General features: G+C 38.4%; 16 protein-coding genes and 1 other annotated feature. Of the genes, 15 read left to right on the forward strand and 1 reads right to left on the reverse strand.

Annotation, left to right across the window (positions count from 1 at the left end):
* Positions 1–8 precede the first annotated feature (8 nt).
* The 13 genes from recD2 (at position 9) to mtnN (ending at position 13,678) form a co-directional block, all read left to right on the forward strand.
* Positions 9–2,345: an SF1B family DNA helicase RecD2 gene (recD2, locus tag MKY30_RS17765; protein ID WP_156985379.1), complete on the forward strand. Its 2,337-nt coding sequence runs from the start codon at positions 9–11 to the stop codon at positions 2,343–2,345.
* 64 nt (positions 2,346–2,409) lie between these two features.
* Complete coding sequence (locus MKY30_RS17770) at positions 2,410–2,598, forward strand: hypothetical protein (RefSeq protein ID WP_077603131.1); 189 nt, start codon at positions 2,410–2,412, stop codon at positions 2,596–2,598.
* Positions 2,599–2,644: 46 nt separating this feature from the next.
* On the forward strand, positions 2,645–3,709 hold the full coding sequence (locus MKY30_RS17775) for an AI-2E family transporter (protein ID WP_339286134.1): 1,065 nt from the start codon (positions 2,645–2,647) through the stop codon (positions 3,707–3,709).
* A 143-nt stretch (positions 3,710–3,852) separates the two neighbouring features.
* Positions 3,853–4,058: a binding site (T-box leader), on the forward strand.
* A 461-nt stretch (positions 4,059–4,519) separates the two neighbouring features.
* Complete coding sequence (alaS, locus tag MKY30_RS17780) at positions 4,520–7,162, forward strand: alanine--tRNA ligase (RefSeq protein ID WP_341084969.1); 2,643 nt, start codon at positions 4,520–4,522, stop codon at positions 7,160–7,162.
* 94 nt (positions 7,163–7,256) lie between these two features.
* Positions 7,257–7,526, forward strand: coding sequence for an IreB family regulatory phosphoprotein (locus MKY30_RS17785; protein ID WP_077603128.1), 270 nt, complete (start codon positions 7,257–7,259; stop codon positions 7,524–7,526).
* The gene (gene ruvX / locus MKY30_RS17790; RefSeq protein ID WP_147207871.1) at positions 7,523–7,948 is read left to right on the forward strand and encodes a Holliday junction resolvase RuvX; all 426 of its coding nucleotides are present in this window, start codon (positions 7,523–7,525) and stop codon (positions 7,946–7,948) included. Before MKY30_RS17785 ends, ruvX begins: the two co-directional genes overlap by 4 nt.
* The gene (locus tag MKY30_RS17795; RefSeq protein ID WP_077603126.1) at positions 7,948–8,223 is read left to right on the forward strand and encodes a DUF1292 domain-containing protein; all 276 of its coding nucleotides are present in this window, start codon (positions 7,948–7,950) and stop codon (positions 8,221–8,223) included. The genes ruvX and MKY30_RS17795 overlap by 1 nt, the downstream gene beginning before the upstream one ends.
* A gap of 252 nt (positions 8,224–8,475) precedes the next feature.
* Positions 8,476–9,594, forward strand: coding sequence for an endolytic transglycosylase MltG (gene mltG / locus MKY30_RS17800; protein WP_147208067.1), 1,119 nt, complete (start codon positions 8,476–8,478; stop codon positions 9,592–9,594).
* A gap of 234 nt (positions 9,595–9,828) precedes the next feature.
* The gene (locus MKY30_RS17805; RefSeq protein ID WP_147207870.1) at positions 9,829–10,467 is read left to right on the forward strand and encodes an O-methyltransferase; all 639 of its coding nucleotides are present in this window, start codon (positions 9,829–9,831) and stop codon (positions 10,465–10,467) included.
* Between the two features lie 21 nt (positions 10,468–10,488).
* The gene (gene udk / locus MKY30_RS17810) at positions 10,489–11,127 is read left to right on the forward strand and encodes a uridine kinase (RefSeq protein ID WP_147207869.1); all 639 of its coding nucleotides are present in this window, start codon (positions 10,489–10,491) and stop codon (positions 11,125–11,127) included.
* A gap of 209 nt (positions 11,128–11,336) precedes the next feature.
* Complete coding sequence (greA, locus tag MKY30_RS17815) at positions 11,337–11,813, forward strand: transcription elongation factor GreA (protein ID WP_077603122.1); 477 nt, start codon at positions 11,337–11,339, stop codon at positions 11,811–11,813.
* Between the two features lie 446 nt (positions 11,814–12,259).
* Positions 12,260–12,976, forward strand: a complete 717-nt coding sequence (locus MKY30_RS17820; RefSeq protein WP_339286141.1) for a YrrS family protein — start codon at positions 12,260–12,262, stop codon at positions 12,974–12,976.
* A 12-nt stretch (positions 12,977–12,988) separates the two neighbouring features.
* A complete protein-coding gene (gene mtnN / locus MKY30_RS17825) occupies positions 12,989–13,678 on the forward strand; it encodes a 5'-methylthioadenosine/S-adenosylhomocysteine nucleosidase (protein WP_341084974.1) in 690 nt (229 codons plus the stop codon).
* A gap of 101 nt (positions 13,679–13,779) precedes the next feature.
* Here the strand turns inward: mtnN and MKY30_RS17830 are convergent, their stop codons facing one another.
* Complete coding sequence (locus MKY30_RS17830) at positions 13,780–14,673, reverse strand: LysR family transcriptional regulator (RefSeq protein WP_341084975.1); 894 nt, start codon at positions 14,671–14,673, stop codon at positions 13,780–13,782.
* Positions 14,674–14,793: 120 nt separating this feature from the next.
* Between MKY30_RS17830 and gltB the strand changes: the two genes are divergently transcribed.
* Positions 14,794–19,368 (forward strand): glutamate synthase large subunit, encoded by a 4,575-nt coding sequence (gltB, locus tag MKY30_RS17835; protein WP_341084976.1) that lies wholly within the window; start codon positions 14,794–14,796, stop codon positions 19,366–19,368.
* Positions 19,361–20,857, forward strand: a complete 1,497-nt coding sequence (locus MKY30_RS17840; RefSeq protein ID WP_147207864.1) for a glutamate synthase subunit beta — start codon at positions 19,361–19,363, stop codon at positions 20,855–20,857. The genes gltB and MKY30_RS17840 overlap by 8 nt, the downstream gene beginning before the upstream one ends.
* Positions 20,858–20,979: the final 122 nt, after the last annotated feature.

The raw sequence follows: 20,979 nt of genomic DNA on the forward strand, positions 1-20,979 counted from the left end.
TAATCAGCATGGAAAACCAGGTAGAAGCAAAGGAAGCACTGCCTTTTGTAACGGGGAGCGTATTAAATACTATTTTTCGTAACGAAGCAGAGCATTTTTCTATCGTCCTAATTAAAATCACAAAGACAAACCTTGACTATGAAGATAAAGAAATCATTGTAAAAGGTTATTTTGATCAGCTTCAGGAGCAGACAGCCTATCGTTTTTATGGAGCGCTGGAAAAGCATCCCCGCTACGGATCACAATTAAAAGTTCAGTCCTATGAAACTATTTTGCCGACAACAAAGGATGGACTTGTTCAATACCTATCCAGCGATTTATTCTACGGTGTCGGGAAAAAAAGTGCACTAAAGATAGTGGAGGAGCTGGGAGAAAAGGCTGTTTCTAAAATTATGGATAACCCTTCTGTTTTAGATGGGATTTCTGGATTATCAAAGGAAACAGGAAAACGTTTGTCAGATCGTTTAAGAGAAAACCAAGGCTTTGAGCGGGTTGCTGTTCAATTATCAGGCTACGGAATTGGACTGAAGATGGCCCAGGTAATTTATCAGACCTATCGTGATAACGCCATGGAGGTTCTTGGAAAAGATCCGTATCAATTTGTGTTTGATATTGAAGGCTTTGGCTTTAAAATGGCAGACCAGATAGCTTCCCAGCAAGGTATTTCTCATACACATGAAAGCCGTATCGGTGCTGGGGTAATCTATGTCCTGCAGCAAAGTATACAAGCAGGGCATGTTTATCTTCCATTTGAAAAATGTGTGCAGGAAATTATTTACTTACTTCATCTTCCCCATTCGGATAAAAGCTCTGTCTCTGATGTTATGATGCAGCTGAATACGGAGAAAAAAATCATCATGATCGATGAAAGAGTATATCTGCCTTCATTATATTACGCAGAGGACAACTTTACAGCAAGTCTGAAAAAAATACTGACAAAACCTATAGAAGATGAGGTGCCTTTAGCAGAGCTGTTGAAAATAACCGGCGATATTGAAGAAGAAGAGTCATTAAGCTATGGAAAAGAGCAATTTGATGCTATTGTCCAGGCGATTCATTCTAAAATTATGATTTTAACAGGCGGGCCGGGGACTGGAAAAACAACAGTTATAACTGGTATCATCCAGGCTTTTGCGAAGATTCATGAGCTTTCTTTAAATCTATCGGATTATAAAAATAAAGACAGTTTTCCATTTATTTTAACAGCTCCTACAGGCCGGGCAGCCAAACGGATGTCGGAATCTACCGGTTTGCCGGCAGTCACAATTCACCGGCTGCTTGGCTGGAATGGCATGGGTAATTTTGAAAAAGATGAGCATGAGCCATTATCAGGAAGGCTGCTTATAGTGGATGAATTTTCCATGGTAGATACATGGCTGGCAAATAATCTGTTTAAAGCCATTCCAGATACAATGCAAATTATCCTGGTTGGAGATGAAGACCAGCTTCCATCAGTTGGACCAGGCCAGGTTTTAACAGATTTAATGAAAAGCGAAGTTTTGCCTGTCATCTCTTTAAGGGATGTATATCGTCAAAAAGAAGGTTCTAAGATTATTCAGCTTGCCCATGAAATTAAACATGCCAGCTGTAATGAAAATTCTTTGGAAAATGCACGGGATTTCAGCTTTATTTCTTGTCGTGATTATCAGATGGTCGATGTATTGACATCCATTATTGATAAAGCAGAGAAAAAAGGTCTTGACCCTGCTTCTATCCAGGTTCTCTCGCCAATGTATCGTTCGCAGGCCGGAATTCATGCGATTAATGAAGCATTACAGCAGTTAATTAATCCCCCCGGAGAGAAGAAACGGGAGATTGCTTTTCAAGACGTTGTTTATCGTGTCGGCGATCGTGTGATCCAGTTAATTAACCAGCCGGAAGACGGCATATATAATGGAGATATTGGAGAAATTGTTGCCATTTTTAAAGCAGAAGAAAATGTCGATAATGAAGAGCAGATAGTGATTGCTTTTGAAGATAAAGAAGTTGTCTTTATCCGGAAAGATTATCATAACTTTACTCATGCATTCTGTATCTCCATTCATAAGTCGCAGGGGAGCGAATTTCCAATTGTCATTCTTCCCGTTGTTTATTCACATCATCGTATGCTGCGAAAAAATCTTTTATATACAGCAATTACCAGGGGAAAAGAGTCTTTGATTATCTGTGGCGAAAAAGAGGCTTTTATTAAAGGTGTGCAAACAGAAGATACGAATCGGAGGTATACTTCATTGCAGGAAATGTTAAATATTCAGTTAGCCAATCAAAAAGCAGAGAATAAGGAATATGAAGCTGTAGAAGATATACCGGAAGAAGAATTATCTCCATATGATTTTATGGATTAAGTGTATAAAAAATTCTGTTTAGGGCAATACTTGGACTGATTTAGCAGAAAAGGAATGAAGAAGTATGCTGGAATGTCCAAATTGCCGGGAAAAACAAATTGGAAAATTAAGTCCTACAAGCTATTACTGCTGGGTGTGCTCCATTGAATTAACTGTGTCTGGAAAGGAATTACACATCCATCAGATAGAAGCGGACGGGACGCTCAGTTCATTAGATGATTTATTTTCAAAAGAAGAGAGAAGTTTATTATAAACTCCCAGCCTCTTGGTTACACTACCATGGACTGGGAGTGATTCTTATGTGGAAAAAAATAAAAGCGAAGCAAGTTGTCTATTACTTAGTAATTGCTATCCTTTCCTTTATTCTTTTATATTTTTTAGCGATTACAAAACCCTATTATGGAGCATTTTTTTCCTTTATTGGTAAGTTGTTGCTTCCTTTTTTAATTGCGGGGATTTTGGCTTTCCTGCTGCATCCATTGATTGAATGGCTGCATAGGTACCGTATTCATCGCGGCATAGCAGTGCTAATTATTTATGTCCTTTTTTTTGGAGGTGCCGGCTATGCTATCTATCGTGCTTATCCATTAATGGTGGAGCAGATGAAGGAAATGAGCCGTAATTTCCCTGAATTTATTGAGCTGTATCAGAACGGGTTAAATAAAATGTACACTTCTACTTCTTTCCTGCCGGAGACAGTACATGACAGGATGGATATATTCATTCAATCCTTAGAGAACACGATGAACAATTTTTCAGGGAAAATCATCGGTGGATTTAATGGAATGATGGACGCTGTCATACTCTTGACCATAATTCCTGTTCTAGTATTTTATTTCTTAAAGGACTATCCTTTTATTAAATCATTTCTATTACGTTTTATTCCTTATAAATATCGGAATGAAACTGGAAATGTATGCAGGGAAATAAGTAAGGGGCTGGGCGGCTATATTCGTGGGCAGTTCATTATCAGTGCAGCAGTTGGTGTTATCTCTACCCTATGCTGGATTTGGTTAGATTTACCATACGCTTTATTGTTGGGAATTATTCTGGCAATCGTGAACATCATTCCCTATTTCGGGCCTATTATCGGGGCCATTCCAGTCGTAACAGTTGCTTATATGGTACAGCCGGAAAAAGCGTTATTCGTTATTATAATTATCTTTGTGATTCAATTGATCGAAAGCAATCTATTATCTCCGTACATTATGGGGAAAACAGTGAAAATTCATCCAATCGGTATCATTTTTGCCTTGTTATTGGGTGGACAGCTTGCCGGTGTAATAGGCATGGTAATTTCTGTTCCTGTTTTTACAATGTTAAAAGTACTGATTCAGCAATATCAAATTTCAAAAGCCGGTTAAGCTGAAACACATGCTTATCCACAGTGTAACTGGCAGTATGACTTCTACACTAAGAATTTGATTGCAAAGAAGAAAAATTGACATACAGCAGAAAAATCAATATAATAACGCTATAATCACACAAACAACAAAAAATAATCACGCAAATCACGTTGAAGATGTTAAGTACATGACATGATATTTCAAGAGAGGGAATCCCCCGGCTGAAAGGACTCCTAATTATATTGTTATGGAAAGCTGCATTGGAGTACGGCTAATCCCCGTCGGTATCATACCGTTATAATGAATAAAGTGATGAACATATAATTTGTTCATAATAAGGGTGGTACCGCGAAATCTCGTCCCTGCAATGATGCAGAGAGGAGATTTTTTGTTTTGTACTGTCTAGCTCCGAGCACCAAACTTTAGAGATTTCACGTCACGCCCTACGATAAAGAAGACTTAGCGATTGTCAAGCCGCCAGGCGTAGACAGAGGTAAAGTCGCACTTATGCCCGGGAGGGTGAAAAGAAGACTTAGCGATTGTCAAGCCGCCAGGCGTAGACATAGGTAAAGTCGGGACTGGGACTGCGATTACTCGTCCCATCAAAACCGCCGCACTTATGCCTTGCGGGTGAAAGTCAATATCGGTTTAAAGTGAAGGAAGACCGACTAAAAGCAGGCTGAAGCCTAACGTCGGCATACCCCTAAAGGGGCATGTTTCCTTTATCTCCTAAGTAAAGGAAAACCACCCCCAAAAGACCGGGGGGCGTAATCTCTACGTTTTTTAACGGGCGCGGCTTGCGCTTTTCTAAAAAGGAGGAAAAATATAATGAAATCATTGAGTTCTGCAGAAATTCGGCAAATGTTTATTGACTTTTTTAAAGAGAAGGGGCATCAGGTAGAGCCCAGTGCTTCTTTAGTACCTCATGATGACCCTACGCTGTTATGGATTAATAGCGGTGTGGCGACATTAAAAAAATATTTTGATGGCCGGATCATTCCTGATAATCCAAGAATAGTGAATGCTCAAAAAGCTATACGGACAAATGATATTGAGAATGTTGGTTTTACAGCTCGTCATCATACATTTTTTGAGATGCTGGGTAATTTCTCAATTGGTGATTATTTTAAGGAAGAAGCGATTGAGTGGGCATGGGAGTTTCTAACGGATGAAAAGTGGATTGGCTTTGATTCAGAGAAATTATCTGTTACTGTTCATCCGGAAGATGATGAAGCTTATGATCTTTGGCTTACAAAAATAGGTCTGCCAAAAGAACGCATTATTCGATTAGAAGAGAATTTCTGGGATATTGGAGAAGGACCAAGTGGACCAAACACAGAGATCTTCTATGACAGAGGAGAAAGCTATGGAAATGACCCTGCTGATCCAGAGCTTTATCCAGGCGGTGAAAACAGCAGATATTTAGAGGTCTGGAATCTGGTATTTTCTCAGTTTAACCATAACCCGGATGATACGTATACGCCACTTCCTAAGAAAAATATTGATACAGGGATGGGCCTGGAACGATTAACTTCCATTATTCAAGATGTGCCTACAAACTATGAAACGGATTTATTTATGCCGATTATCCAGGCAACGGAATTGATCGCAGACAGCAAATATGGAGAAAATGAAGCGGCTGATACCGCATTTAAAGTCATTGCTGACCATATCAGGACAGTCAGCTTTGCAATTGGAGATGGTGCGATGCCGTCTAATGAAGGCAGAGGTTATGTTTTGCGCCGACTGATTCGCCGTGCTATACGTTTTGCGAAGGATATTAATATTCATGAAGCTTTTATGTACCGCCTGGTTCCGGTAGTAGCTGAAATCATGAAGGATTTCTACCCAGAGGTTGTAAAAGAAACAGACTACATTCAAAAAATTATTAAAGTAGAGGAAGAACGTTTCCATGAAACGTTAAATGACGGTTTAGAAATCCTGACGAAGCTCATTGAGACGGAAAAAGAAAAAGGAAGCAGTATATTTCCTGGAGAAGAAGTATTCCGTTTATATGATACCTATGGTTTTCCAAAGGAATTAACAGAAGAATATGTTGAAAAGCTTGGATTTACAGTGAATCAGGAAGGCTTTGAAAATGAAATGAAGCTTCAGCGTGAAAGAGCAAGAAATGCACGTCAAAAAATTGACTCCATGCAGGTTCAGGATACAGTCTTTTCAACTATTGATGTAGAAAGCAAGTTTATTGGATATTCTGAGCTGGAAAGAACAACAGTTATTCAAGCAATTATTCAGGAGAAAGAAGTTGTGGAATCAGCAGCTGCTGGACAGGAAGCATTTATTCTGTTGAAAGAAACACCATTCTATGCTGAAAGTGGCGGTCAAGTTGCTGATATTGGTACGATTCAGACAGAGAATTCTCTTGCTGCAGTTATAGATGTACAAAAAACACCAAACGGCCAACATATTCATCGGATAGAAGTAAAGAAAGGCATATTCTCCGTTTCTGAGGAAGTAAAAGCTGTCGTTGAACGGGAGTTCCGTACAAATGTCATTAAAAATCATACAGCTACACATTTACTGCATCAGGCATTAAAAGATGTACTCGGTTCACATGTTAATCAGTCAGGTTCTTTAAATCAGCCTAACCGTCTCCGGTTTGATTTTTCTCATTTCAGCAGTGTAACCGACGAGGAACTGGAAAAAATCGAAAAAATTGTGAATCAAAAAATATGGGATTCATTGCCGGTTTTCATTGAAACCAAAGGAATTGAAGAAGCTAAAGCAATGGGTGCGATGGCGTTGTTTGGGGAAAAATACGGAGATATTGTCCGTGTTGTTCAAATCGGCGATTACAGTATTGAATTATGCGGCGGATGTCACGTTGGTAATACAGCAGAAATCGGATTGTTTAAAATTGTATCAGAAAGCGGTATAGGTGCAGGAACAAGAAGGATTGAAGCTGTAACAAGCAAAGAAGCATATAACTATTTAAACAACAAGATTGAACTGTTGAAGCAGTCTGGCGCATTATTAAAAGCAAAAGATGAACAAATTCCTCAAAAAGTGTCTTCGTTACAATTGGAATTAAAAGAGACACAAAAGCATGTAGATTCTTTACAAGCTAAATTATCTAATTTAGAGGCATCTTCTATTTTAGATGAAATAAAAGAGGTAAATAATGTAAAAGTATTAGCTAAACAAGTTGATGTGAAAGATATGAATCAATTACGTTCGATGGTAGATGAATTAAAACAAAAAATAGAATCAGGTGTAATTCTGCTTGCAGCTGTGCATAATAATAAAGTACAGCTTGTTGCAGGGGTAACAAAAGATTTGATGAAACAAAACCTTCATGCCGGTAACCTGGTAAAACAGGCTGCAACAATTTGTGGCGGCGGCGGCGGCGGCCGTCCAGATATGGCACAAGCTGGGGGTAAAGACCCATCTAAGGTTACAGAAGCATTACAAAGTGCTTTAAGTTATGTAACAGAAGCGACAAATGCCTAATCATTGGTTGTATGTTTTCTTGTAAATAAGTATAATGATAGAGATAAACATGTTAGAATAGATGAAGAAGGTTAACGAAGGACGAGGTGTCATTATGAGTTCAATTGATAAAACAATGAAATTCAACTTTTCCGAAGAACCATTTGACCAGGACATTAAAAAAATTTTATTGACTGTTCATGAATCATTACAGGAAAAAGGATACAATCCGATAAATCAGATTGTCGGTTATTTATTATCGGGTGACCCTGCTTATATTCCTAGGTATAATGATGCTCGTAATTTGATTCGTAAAGTTGAACGGGATGAAGTTATTGAAGAACTTGTAAAGTTTTATCTAGAACAGAATAAGGAGAATTCATGAAAGTAATAGGTTTAGACGTAGGTTCAAAAACAATAGGTGTTGCAATTAGTGACGCTCTTGGCTGGACAGCACAAGGACTAACCACTATTTATTGGGATGAGAACGAGTTCAGTTCTGCGGATAAAGAACTTCAAACCATTATAGAGGATAGTGAAGTATCCCGGGTTGTTGTTGGTCTGCCTAAAAACATGAACGGTTCGATTGGCGAAAGAGGCGAAGCTTCAGAGCGTTATGCTGCTTATTTGGAAGAAAAATATAATTTACCTGTTGTATTATGGGACGAGCGTTTAACGACAATGGCGGCTGAACGTGTTCTTTTAGAAGCAGACATGAGCCGGAAAAAAAGAAAAAAAGTAATTGATAAGATGGCAGCTACAATGATTTTGCAGGGTTATCTTGATTCAAAAGGAGGCGTTATTTAATGGCGTTAGAGGAAAAAGAACGAATTATTATCCCAGATGAAAACGGTGATGAGCATCTTTTCGAAGTACTCTTCACATTCGATGTGGATGAAACTGAACAATCTTATATAGCTGTCGTACCTGCTGAACAGGCAGAGGATGAAGAGGTAGAGGTGTATGCATTCCGCTATGAGGAACAGGAAAATGAAGATTACACATTATACCCTATTGAATCTGACGATGAATGGAATATGGTAGAGGAAATGTTAAACACATTAGCAGAAGAAGAAGAGTAAAAAAAAGATAAGAAAGCTGATGTTCACGTTTTGTGACATCAGCTTTCTTTTACGATGTCTTTATTTTTTTACAAGTCTGGCTTTAAATAATATTAACCTTTCTATGTCTGCAAAAAATATATTTTTCTCCAAAATTCCTTATGAAAATAAAAATTTCTGTTTAAAATAAAGAAGTATGAAATAAAATAACAGGAATATTGGATAATTTTATATGGATTTAGTATAATAAAGCGGATGAAAGGGGGGTACATGGTGTCAAAAGATGACAAACATAATGGATTCCAGAAGAATCTTATAAAAAGAGGAGAAGAAGCATCTAAAGTTAGAAAAATTGTAGCAATTATTATTGTGTGTTTTACTCTTATTATAATAATCGGCGGTATCTCAGGATATATATATATTAATTCGGCATTGGAGCCCGTTGACGAAGATAACTCAACCCAGGTAGAAGTGGAAATTCCGATAGGATCTTCCAGCTCAACGATAGCTGGTATTCTTGAAGAAAATGGAATTATAAAAGATGCACGTGTGTTCCGTTTCTATACAAAATTTAATAATGTGAACGAATTCCAAGCTGGAAACTATACTTTTAATACAGCGATGAATATGGATGAAATTATTGAATCATTGCAGCATGGAAGAGTTATTGTTGATGCTGTACATACTGTAACAATTCCTGAAGGATTGACAGTTGATCAAATTGCTGAGATATACAGTAAGCAGCTTGATTTTTCCAAGGAAGATTTCTTAGAGGTTGCTAATGACCCTGATTTTATTGAAGAATTAATGGGAAAATATCCTTCCTTATTAACGGAGGATATTTTAGATGACGAAATTCGTACTCCTTTAGAAGGGTATATGTTTGCTTCGACATACGATTTTTATGAAGAAGAACCAACCATTGAATCGATAATAGATCGTATGGTCGAACAAACAAATTCTATTTTCCAGCAATATGAAGGTGAAATTGCAGAGCGGGATTTAACACCGCACGAAGCGATAACATTTGCATCGGTTGTGGAGAAGGAAACTGCCCATGAAGAGGAGCGGCCGCAAATTGCCGGTGTATTCTATAATCGTTTGGATGAAGGTATACAGCTGCAGACTGATCCAACCGTATTATATGCAAAAGGTGAACATCAAGCTGTTGTTACCTTTGAGGATTTAGAGGTAGAGTCACCATATAACACATATGTAGTTGATGGTTTACCAATAGGCCCAATATCGAATTTTGCGGAAAACTCTTTGAAAGCAGTGGTGTCTCCAGAAGATTCAGATTACCTGTTTTTCTTACATGATGAAGATGGAAATATTCACTTTGCTGAAACGTTTGACGAACATGTTAAGAACCGGGAAAAATATATAAATTAAAGAGTGTGTTCAAATAGATGATTAGAAGTGTCAGCTTGAACAACCCTTAAACGGACTTATGGAGAATTTCCCCATGTTCCGTTTTCTTTTTTACAGATTAGGAAAGTATAGAATTTATGGGAATGCTGAGGATCAGCACACTCTCTGTGCGGGAAAATGAATGTGCTTTTTTTGACCATGAATAAGCACATATAGAATAAATTTAATGCTTTGCAACTTAAAGGAAATGATGAAATGGATAAAAAAATAGAAAATTACCTGGAAAACTTGCTGCCTGCTTCACCGGATTCTGCAAAAGCGCTTGAAAAATATGCAGAAATAAATCATGTTCCAATCATTCATCGAAACAGCATGCATATGATTAATCTTGTTTTAACCATGCAGCAGCCTGAATCTATTTTAGAGGTAGGTACAGCAATTGGCTACTCTGCATTGCGAATGTTAGAGGGAGCACCAGATGCTAAAATTATTACCGTTGAAAAAGATAAGAAACGTTATTATGAAGCTATTACAAATATTCAAAAGCAGAAGCGTAATAGCAAGGTCGACGTAATCTTAGGTGATGCTGCTGATGTCATGCAGGATTTAGCTGAAAAGAAGAAACAGTTCGATGTTATTTTTATCGATGCTGCGAAAGGGCAATACCAATCTTATTTTGACTTGGCAGATAGAATGCTCATTTCTGGCGGTATATTAATTACAGATAATGTATTATTTCGCGGGATGGTTTATTCAGGTGGAGAAGCGCCTAAAAAATATAAAACTTTAGTACGAAAATTAAAAGCGTACAATGAAATGCTAATGAATCATCCAGATTATCATACGTCTATTATACCGATTGATGATGGTGTTTCCATTAGCTATAAGAGATGAGAAATGTAAGGAGATAATAGCATGGAAAAAGATAAACCCATTGTAATAGGCGTAGCCGGCGGGAGCGGGAGTGGAAAAACTTCAGTAACAAAATCTATCTGCAACCGTTTTAAAGAGACGTCAATACTAGTTATTGAACAGGATGCATACTATAAGGATCAGTCGCATCTCCCATTTGAGGAAAGGTTGAAAACAAATTATGACCATCCATTAGCGTTTGACAATAATTTATTAGTAGAGCATCTGCAACAATTGCTGGAATATAAACCTATAGAAAAGCCGGTTTATGATTATAAAGTCCATAACCGTTCAAAAGAAACGATTCATGTTGAACCGAAAGAAGTAATAATTGTTGAAGGAATATTGATTTTGGAAGATGTCAATCTGGTTGATTTAATGGATATAAAAGTATTTGTTGATACAGATGCTGATTTACGAATTGTCCGTCGCCTGTTAAGAGATATTAAAGAGCGCGGCAGAACGTTAGAATCAGTAATTGATCAATATATTCAAGTGGTTCGTCCGGCTCATATGCAATTTATTGAGCCGTCGAAAAGATATGCAGATTTAATCATTCCAGAAGGCGGAGAAAACCATGTTGCAGTAGATATTATGGCATCTAAAATAGAAAATATCTTAATAAAGAATTCAAATAGGTAATTATTTTTCTTGATATTTTAGGTAATATCTGCCATAGTATTGATTAGTATATTTTCAAGAATTAGCACATAAGCTATATAGCCAATTTTATTAATTAATTTATATACATGGGAAATAAGCGGCAGGTTAGTTTTTAAAATCAGTTTTGAGTCAAAAATATGCTGCGTTTATCCCTGAAAAGAAATGATACGAGAAGGAGTGTATAGAAAATGGCTGCAGAAAAAAGCTTTTACATGACACAAGAGGGGAAAGATAAGTTAGAGGAAGAACTACATTATTTAAAAACAGACCGTCGGCAAGAGGTCGTTGAAAGAATAAAAGTGGCTCGTGATTTTGGAGACCTGTCTGAGAACTCTGAATATGATGCTGCTAAAGATGAACAGGCATTTGTAGAACAGCGTATTACACAAGTAGAAAAAATGATCCGCAATGCAGTAATTATCGAGAATGATAATGAAAACCCAGATGTTGTTTCATTGGGTAAATCAGTTACTTTTATTGAATTACCTGATGGTGATGAAGAAACTTACACAATTGTTGGAAGTGCAGAAGCTGACCCATTTGAAGGGAAAATCTCCAATGATTCGCCAATGGCTAAAAGTTTGTTAGGGCAGGAAATTGGACAGGAAGTTACAGTAGCTACACCTGCCGGAGATATTGAAGTACGAATAACAAGTGTAGATTAAAAATTGGAAAGCGTTTGCTTAGCAGTTCTTTATTCTGAATCTTAAATGATGTATAGTAAGCGCTCTGATTAGAGAATGGATTTTCAAGAACTTATACTTAAGTAATAACAAAACTTACAGCTGCATTAATTAAGCTGTAAGTTTTGTTATTACTGATAAGATATGTGTAACATCCTCGAATATATACATTTTTGTTCAAGGATTGTCATATTCAGCTGCCTGCTTTTTTTATTCCTAAAACGTTAAAAATCAGAGAATCTGTACGAATAGTATTACATAGTTGAATTTTTAATATATAGTAAAATCCTCATCTTCACTTTGTTCTATCAATACTTTAGTTTATAGAAGAAACAAACAGCATTTTTATGCTAAAATTGAATAGACAAGGATTGTTAAACTCGATATGATAGTATAATACAAATAGTTGTAGTTAGGGGGAGTACTTGGTGAATCAAACAAGATCAAACAAATTTGAAAAAAGAAGAAAAAATACAAATGCAATTACCATTCTATCCATTGCTGCAGGAGTCGTTTTAGTGGTCTTCCTTGCGATATGGGTATTTGGCGGAAACGATACAGCTGATGAAGGTACTGAATCTGATGCATCTGAAAATACGTCCGAGGGAGATAATGGTGAAGAAGGCGGCGGAGAAGATGATAATGGCTTTCTAATAACTGATCCTGATTCAAATGATGAAGATAAAAATGATAATGAGGATGCGAATAGAGACGAAGAAAATGAAGATGAAGATAAAGACGAGGATGCATCCAAAGAAGATAATGACAACGAGGACGAAAATGAAGAAGATAATTCATACGAAGACAGGGAATCTGCTGAACCATCAGATGATAATGTTTCAGAAGCATATACTGGCGACTGGGATCCTGTAGGTACAGAGCAAGAAGGAGAGCATAATACAGACTTTGGCAATGGATCTCAGGATCGTGTTGAAATAAAAAAAGCAACCTCCTTGGTTACTGGTTTAAGTGAAGATGGTATGATAGAACATTGGGTTGGAAATAATGGCCCTGACAAAGTAATTGCCACGGTTTCTGATTCAAGCAGCTCAGAGTTTTATCGTGTGTTCTTAGATTGGGTAGACGGGGAAGGCTGGCAGCCGACAAAGGTAGAAAAGCTGATTGAAAACGATGCAGGACAGTAATGGAGGATGAAGATGACGATAGGAATTATTGGAGCAATGGATGAAGAAATTGAATTGCTGAAACAAAAAATGACAGATATACAAGAAATCGAAATTGCAAATAGTTATTTTTATCAAGGTTATCTGGAAGGAAAAAAAGTTGTTCTTCTGCTGTCCGGTATTGGAAAAGTAAATGCGGCAATGTCCACAACTATCCTGCATGAACGATTTAATCCTGATAAAATTATTAATACAGGATCTGCTGGAGGGTTTGCTGAAAATTTGGATGTAGGTGATGTTGTTATTTCCACAGAGGTATTACATCATGATGTAGATGCAACAGCATTCAGTTATGCTTATGGACAAGTTCCTGGCATGCCGGCATCCTATACGGCCTCACCAGAATTGGTTAAATTAGCAGGCGGAGTTATTCTGGAATCAGATATCCAGGCAGAATTTGGTATTATAGCAACAGGTGATTCATTTATGCAAAGAAAAGATCAAATAGCTGTTGTCCGCGAACGGTTTCCGGAAATGCTGGCTTTAGAAATGGAAGCTGCTGCAATTGCGCAAGTATGCTACCAGTATAAGACACCGTTTGTTATTATTCGGGCACTGTCCGATATTGCTGGAAAAGAATCATCTGTTTCTTTTGATGTATTTTTAGAAAAAGCTGCAAAGAATGCAGCAGATGTTATTATAAAAATGGTTCGTAAATTATAGATTATAAAAGAGTTTTTAAACAGGCTTCTATTTGAAAAACAAATAGAAGCCTGTTTTTATATCTGCTATCTATCATTTTAAGCGATGGTTTTCATTTTTCTTTATTCCCCAACCCCAAAATAATTCTGAATAAAATTATAAAAAACCATTTCAGAAGGGGCGAGATTACGATTTTTTGGAATAATAATCCCGACTGTCCGTTTTAAAGAAGAGTTATCAATCGCTACTTTAGAACTGTAAGCAGTGTTTAAATCATTAAAAGCACTTTCTGGAAGCAAAGTAATCCCCATTCCGGCTGCTACAAGTCCTTTAATAGCATCTAAATCCTCACCCTGAGAATAAATATTTGGTGTGAAGCCTGAACGGATGCAAAAATCAATAACAAGCTGGTGAAGTACATATCCTTCAGGAAACAACACGAAATTTTCATGTTCTAAAGCTTGTGCAGAAATTTTTTCTGCTGCAGATTTAGGATGAGAACTGGGAATAAGGGCATAAAAATTTTCCATAAAAAGAACCTTGCCAATAATATCAGGTTGATTATCGGGTACAGGACCAAGAAAGGCTAAATCAATTTCTCTGTTCCTGACTGCCTCAATTAAAAAATTATAAGAGCCCTGTCTTAATTGAAATCGGATATTTGGATAGCTTTTCTTAAAAGCTGATAGTACGGTTGGCAAGAGGTTGCTTGCCAGACTTGTTGGGAATCCGATTTTTATCGAGCCGCGTTCAGGATCCAGATATTCATCCACCTGCTTTTTCGCATAATCCAACCCCTTTAAAGCAGATTTTATATGTGTTAAGAATATTTTTCCGATAGATGTTAAATGTACATTTCTCCCGACCCTTTCAAAAAGCTGCACTCCTAATTCATTTTCTAAATTTGAAATTTGCCGGCTGATTGCCGACTGGGCAACGTGCAGTTCCAATGCAGCCTCTGATACATGTTCCCGTTCTGCTACCGCAACAAAATATTTCAATTGACGCAGTTCCATATTTCCACCTCATATCAAAATTAGATTAATATTATGTTTATTATATATTGTTTGGATAGATAAAAAAACATAAAATGTATCTTACCCACTTTTAATGTATACGGAATGGAGGAACACAGAATGGTATTTCATAATTTGCCAAAAGCGCAGGGGCTATATCAACCGGATTTTGAACACGATGCCTGTGGAATTGGCTTATATGCACATATAAAAGGAAAACAGACTCATGACATTGTTACAAAAGGATTGAGTATGCTTTGTAAGCTGGAGCATCGTGGCGGACAGGGCAGCGATCCAATGACTGGTGATGGTTCTGGATTAATGGTACAGATTCCTGATCAATATTTCAGAAGAGTATGTCGGGACTTTAAGCTTCCACCAGCTGGAGAATATGCGGTTGGCATGGTCTTTCTTTCTCAAAGCGAGCAGGAACAGCTTGAAGTAATGGAGAAAGTAAATGCTTTAATTGCTCAAGAAGGGCAGCAGTTAATTGGCTGGAGAAGCGTACCCGTTAACTCGTCTTGTATTGGAAAGGGGGCAGTTGAAACACTTCCGGAAATTAAACAAGTATTTATTCAAGCAAATGCAACTGCCGATGAAATGGATTTTGAGAGAAAGTTATATGTTATCCGTAAGCAAGCAGAGCATTGGGCAGAAGAAAGAAATATTCGTTTTTATGTTCCCAGCCTTTCCAGCAGAACAATTGTATATAAAGGCCTGCTGACTCCAGAGCAGGTAAATGGATTTTATTTAGAATTACAGGAAGCAGATTTTATTTCCGCTTTCTCACTCGTACACTCCCGGTTCAGTACAAATACATTTCCATCATGGGAAAGGGCGCACCCGAACCGTTATTTAATCCATAATGGCGAAATTAACACATTACGTGGAAATGTGAATTGGATGAGAGCAAGAGAAAAACAATTTGTTTCTGACGCATTTGGTAATGATTTAGAAAAACTGTTGCCAATTATCCGGAGTGACGGCAGTGATTCAGCAACACTGGATAATGCGCTGGAATTTTTAACTTTGGCAGGAAGAGAGCCTGCGCATGCAGCGATGATGCTTATACCTGAGCCTTGGGATAAAAATGAACATATGAGACAGAAAAGACGTGCTTTTTACCAGTATCACAGCCTAATGATGGAGCCCTGGGACGGACCGACATCCATCACTTTTACGAATGGAAAGCAAATTGGGGCTATTTTAGACAGAAATGGTTTGCGGCCGGCAAGGTATTATGTAACAAAAGATGATTATATTATTTATTCCTCCGAAGTTGGTGTGATTGATGTAGAAGAGAGTAATGTTTTATTAAAAGAACGGTTGAGTCCGGGGAAAATGTTATTAGTAGATATCGAGCAGGGAAGAATTATTTCTGATGAAGAAATAAAATCGGCCATTACAAATGAACACCCTTATCAAAACTGGGTGGAGGAGCAAACTATAACACTGGACCCAGAGGTTGACGAAAGCAGAGAAATGGACCCGCAATTGTTCCATAAACAGAAAGCATTCGGTTATACTCTGGAGGATATTGAAAAGTATTTAATTCCGTTGGTGCAGGATGAAAAAGATCCAATCGGAGCCATGGGAAATGATGCTCCATTAGCTGTTTTATCGGAGCGTCCGCAAAGTTTATTTAATTATTTTAAACAGCTCTTTGCCCAGGTAACGAATCCTCCAATTGATGCTTATCGCGAACAATTAGTGACCTCAATGCTGACGTGGCTCGGAAGTGAAGGAGATATTCTTCATCCGGAAACAGAAAAGAAAAAACGGATACGATTAGATTCACCTATTTTATCAAATGTACAAATGAGAAAGATAGTAAATAATGAAATCAATGGTTTACAGACAGCAATTATTGATACTTTGTTTACGGATAATATGGAAACGGCGTTAAACCAAGTATTTGAACAAGCAAGAACTGCTATTCTGAATGGGAAAAATATTCTTGTGCTGCGTGATACAGAAATGGATCAAGAGCGAAAAGCAATACCCGCATTACTGGCGGTAAGCGGGCTGCATCAATATCTAATCCGTGAAGGTATCCGTACGAAAGCAAGTATCATTATCCAGTCAGGTGAAGCGCGTGAGGTACACCATTTTGCAGCAATGCTTGGCTATGGCGTGGATGCGATTTACCCATATCTGGTTTATCAGACATACCAGCAGGCTTTCGAATCTGGCCAATTGGCTTTAAATCCAAAAGAAGCTCAGGCAAGATATATTGCAGTTGCTACGGAAGGTATTATCAAAGTAATGTCCAAAATTGGGATTTCGACTGTGCAGAGTTATCGTGGTGCACAAATTTTTGAAGCTGTCGGGATCAGTAAACAGGTTATAGAAGAACATTTTACCGGGACAGCTTCACAAATTGATGGAGTTGGACTTGATGTGATGCAGCTGGAAACAGAAAAACGTCACCATGAAGGATATCAGGAAGCGATTAGTCAGCTGCTTGATTCAGGAAGTGATTTTCAGTGGCGCAAAACTGGTGAACATCATGCATTTAACCCCTCTACAATTTATAAATTGCAATGGTCCTGCCGACGAGGCGATTATAAGCTGTTCAAGCAATTTTCTAAAGAATCGAATGAAGAACGTATCGGCTTTTTGCGAAATCTATTTGATTTCAAGAAAACAGAACCTATATCCATTGAAGAAGTAGAATCGGTTGAATCTATTGTCAAACGCTTTAAAACAGGTGCGATGTCATTTGGTTCTATTAGTAAAGAGGCGCACGAAACATTGGCGATTGCGATGAATCGTCTCGGCGGTAAAAGTAACAGCGGAGAAGGCGGGGAGGACAAATCTCGATTTACTCCTGATGCCAACGGTGATTTGCGTTCCAGTGCAATTAAACAGGTAGCATCCGGCCGTTTTGGAGTGACAAGCAACTATTTAGTAAATGCAAAAGAGCTGCAAATAAAAGTAGCGCAGGGAGCAAAACCTGGTGAAGGCGGTCAGTTGCCGGCCGAAAAGGTTTATCCATGGGTTGCTGATGTACGGAGATCAACACCGGGCGTTGATTTAATTTCTCCTCCGCCGCATCATGATATTTATTCTATTGAAGATTTGGCGCAGTTGATTCATGATTTGAAAAATGCTAACCGAAAAGCCAGAGTAAGTGTTAAGCTGGTAGCAAAATCAGGCGTTGGGACGATTGCTGCAGGGGTAGCTAAAGGAAATGCCGATGTTATTTCTGTTGTCGGTTATGATGGCGGAACAGGAGCATCACCCAAAACAAGTATTAAGCATACTGGTCTTCCATGGGAATTAGGATTAGCAGAAGCACATCAGACATTAATGTTAAATGGTCTTAGAGATCGGGTTATTTTAGAAACGGACGGTAAGCTGTTAACTGGAAAAGACGTTGTAACTGCAGCATTGCTTGGAGCGGAAGAATTCGGATTTGCTACAGCACCACTAGTTGTTGTCGGCTGTGTGATGATGCGTGTCTGTCATAAGGATACCTGTCCAGTTGGTGTCGCAACACAAAATCCGGAGCTTCGTAAAAAATTTACCGGAGATCCAGATCATGTTGTGAATTATATGCAATTTGTCGCTGAAGAAGTTCGTGAAATTATGGCAGAGCTTGGCTTCCGGACAATGGATGAGATGATTGGCCATACCGAATATTTGGAAAGATCCCATCGTGCGGATACACATTGGAAAGCGAAATATCTTGATTTATCAACCTTGGTCTATCAGCCGGAAGGCACGAAAAGAAATACAGCCGGGCAAGATCATCAGTTAGACCAATCCTTAGATTTAAAAGAAATTTTGCCTGTCGTTCAAGACGCATTAGAGACAGGGGAAGCAATGCAAGCAAGCTTTCCGATTAGAAATACAGACCGTGTTACCGGTACAATTGTCGGCAGTGAGCTTACTGCAAAATACGGGGAACAAGGCCTGCCGGAGGATACAATTAATTTACATTTCACAGGATCTGCCGGCCAGAGCTTCGGTGCTTTTATCCCATCAGGTATGACAATGACAGTTACTGGTGACGCCAATGATTATGTTGGTAAAGGGCTTTCCGGTGGTAAAGTGATTGTTCGTGCTCCAAAGGATTCAACGATTAATCCAAGTCATAATGTTATTGCAGGAAATGTGTCATTCTATGGTGCAACAGGTGGAGAGGCATATATCCAAGGCTATGCGGGCGAGCGTTTTGCAGTCAGAAACAGTGGCGCAAAAATAGTTGTAGAAGGTGTTGGTGATCATGGCTGTGAATATATGACAGGCGGTCGGGTTGTTATCCTTGGAAACGTCGGCAAAAACTTCGCTGCTGGAATGTCGGGTGGTATCTCTTATATAAGACCAGACGATATTTCTGCATTTAAGTCCTTGACAAATACGGCAATGATCCAGTTTGAAGAAATAACTGATCTAAAGGAACAGGAGGAAGTGAAGGATTTAATTATTAATCACTTGGATTACACGGACAGTGAAAAAGCAGCATTTATCTTAAAGAACTGGCAGGAAGAAGTAAAGAAATTTATAAAAGTTATTCCAACAGATTATAAATTAATGCTTCAGCAGATTGAATGGTTTAAAGAGCAAGGCTTAAGCTTAGAAGAAGCTCGTTATGAAGCATTTATGGCAAAGAAAAATCAAAAAATGACTGTGAACTTAGATAAAGAATCTATCATCAGGAATGAGAAAGGAGCCAGAGTAAATGGGTAAAGCAACAGGGTTTATGGAAATTAAAAGAAAAACTGCAAGTGAGCGTGAACCGCTGGAACGGATGAAAGACTGGAAAGAATACGCTGGCTCTTTTTCTGACAATTCAGCAAGAGAACAAGGGGCACGCTGCATGGATTGCAGTATTCCCTTTTGTCATATTGGTATGGAAATAGAAGGAGCAACATCTGGTTGTCCTGTCTATAACCTGATCCCGGAATGGAATGATCTTGTATACAAAGGCAGATGGAGAGAAGCATTAGACAGGTTGATGAAAACAAATAATTTCCCTGAATTCACCGGCAGAGTCTGTCCGGCACCATGTGAAGGTTCCTGTACAGTAGCGATTCATGATCCTGCCGTAACAATTAAAAATATTGAGCAGAAAATTATTGATAAAGGCTTTGAAGAAGGCTGGATTGAGCCGAGAATTCCTGATGTACGTACCGGAAAAAAAGTTGCTATTATTGGGTCGGGTCCAGCTGGATTAGCAGCAGCGGATCAACTGAATCAAGCAGGTCATGAAGTGACGATTTATGAACGCGCTGATCGTGCCGGCGGATTATTAACATATGGAATTCCTAATATGAAGCTGGAAAAAAGCGTTGTTGAACGACGTATTCAGCTACTTCGTCAGGAAGGCATTCACTTTGTTTTAAATACAGAGGTAGGCAAGGATATTTCAGCAGGAAAAATCAAAGCAAACTTTGATTCTGTTATTCTCTGTACCGGTGCCCAGAAGCATCGTGATCTGCCTTTAGAAGGCAGAGATGGAAAAGGAGTACGCTTTGCAATGGATTATCTGACCCGCTCAACGGAGAAACTCCTTGATAATAATATTGAATTGGAAGATGAATTAAACGCTGATGGAAAAGATGTTATTGTTATTGGCGGTGGAGATACTGGTGCAGATTGCATTGCAACGGCAATTCGTCAAGGTGCTAAAAGTATTGTACAATTCGGCAAGCACCCACAGCTCCCAATTAAACGGGCTGAAAAAAATCAATGGCCGGCTTATCCGCAGGTATTCAGTTTAGAATATGCGCACAAAGAAGCGAAAGAAAAGTTCGGCAGGGATATCCGTGAATACTCTATTCAGACGCAGAGGTTTGTAACAGATGAAAAAGGAAATCTGAAAGAGCTGCATACCATTCAAATGGAGAAAAGACAGGATGAAAATGGCGTCTTCTTTTTCGAGGAAATACCCGGAACAGAAAAAATCTGGCCGGCACAGCTTGTTTTAATTGCTATTGGATTTGAAGGTGCTGAAGAGCCCGTTTTAGATGCTTTTGGGGTGAAAACAATGAGAAATCGTGTGCTTGCAGCATACGGAAAGTTTTTAACAACAGAAGATAATGTGTTTGCAGCAGGAGATGCGCGCCGCGGTCAGAGCTTAATTGTCTGGGCGATTAATGAGGGGAGAGAGGTAGCTTATCAGGTTGATGAATATCTAATGGGAGCTACTTCCTTACCAACTGTTGCGAATATGTAAGAAAGCAGAATAGCTTTATAAAAACCCGAATTCGTTCTCTGGCGTCTTCGGGTTTTTATATACTCAGAGCTTTACATATAATATTAAATGATTTCTTAAAACATAAGCTATTACGAATCTAT

Source organism: Oceanobacillus sp. FSL W8-0428 (genome assembly GCF_038004405.1).
GTDB classification, from domain to species: Bacteria; Bacillota; Bacilli; order Bacillales; family Amphibacillaceae; genus Oceanobacillus; species Oceanobacillus sojae.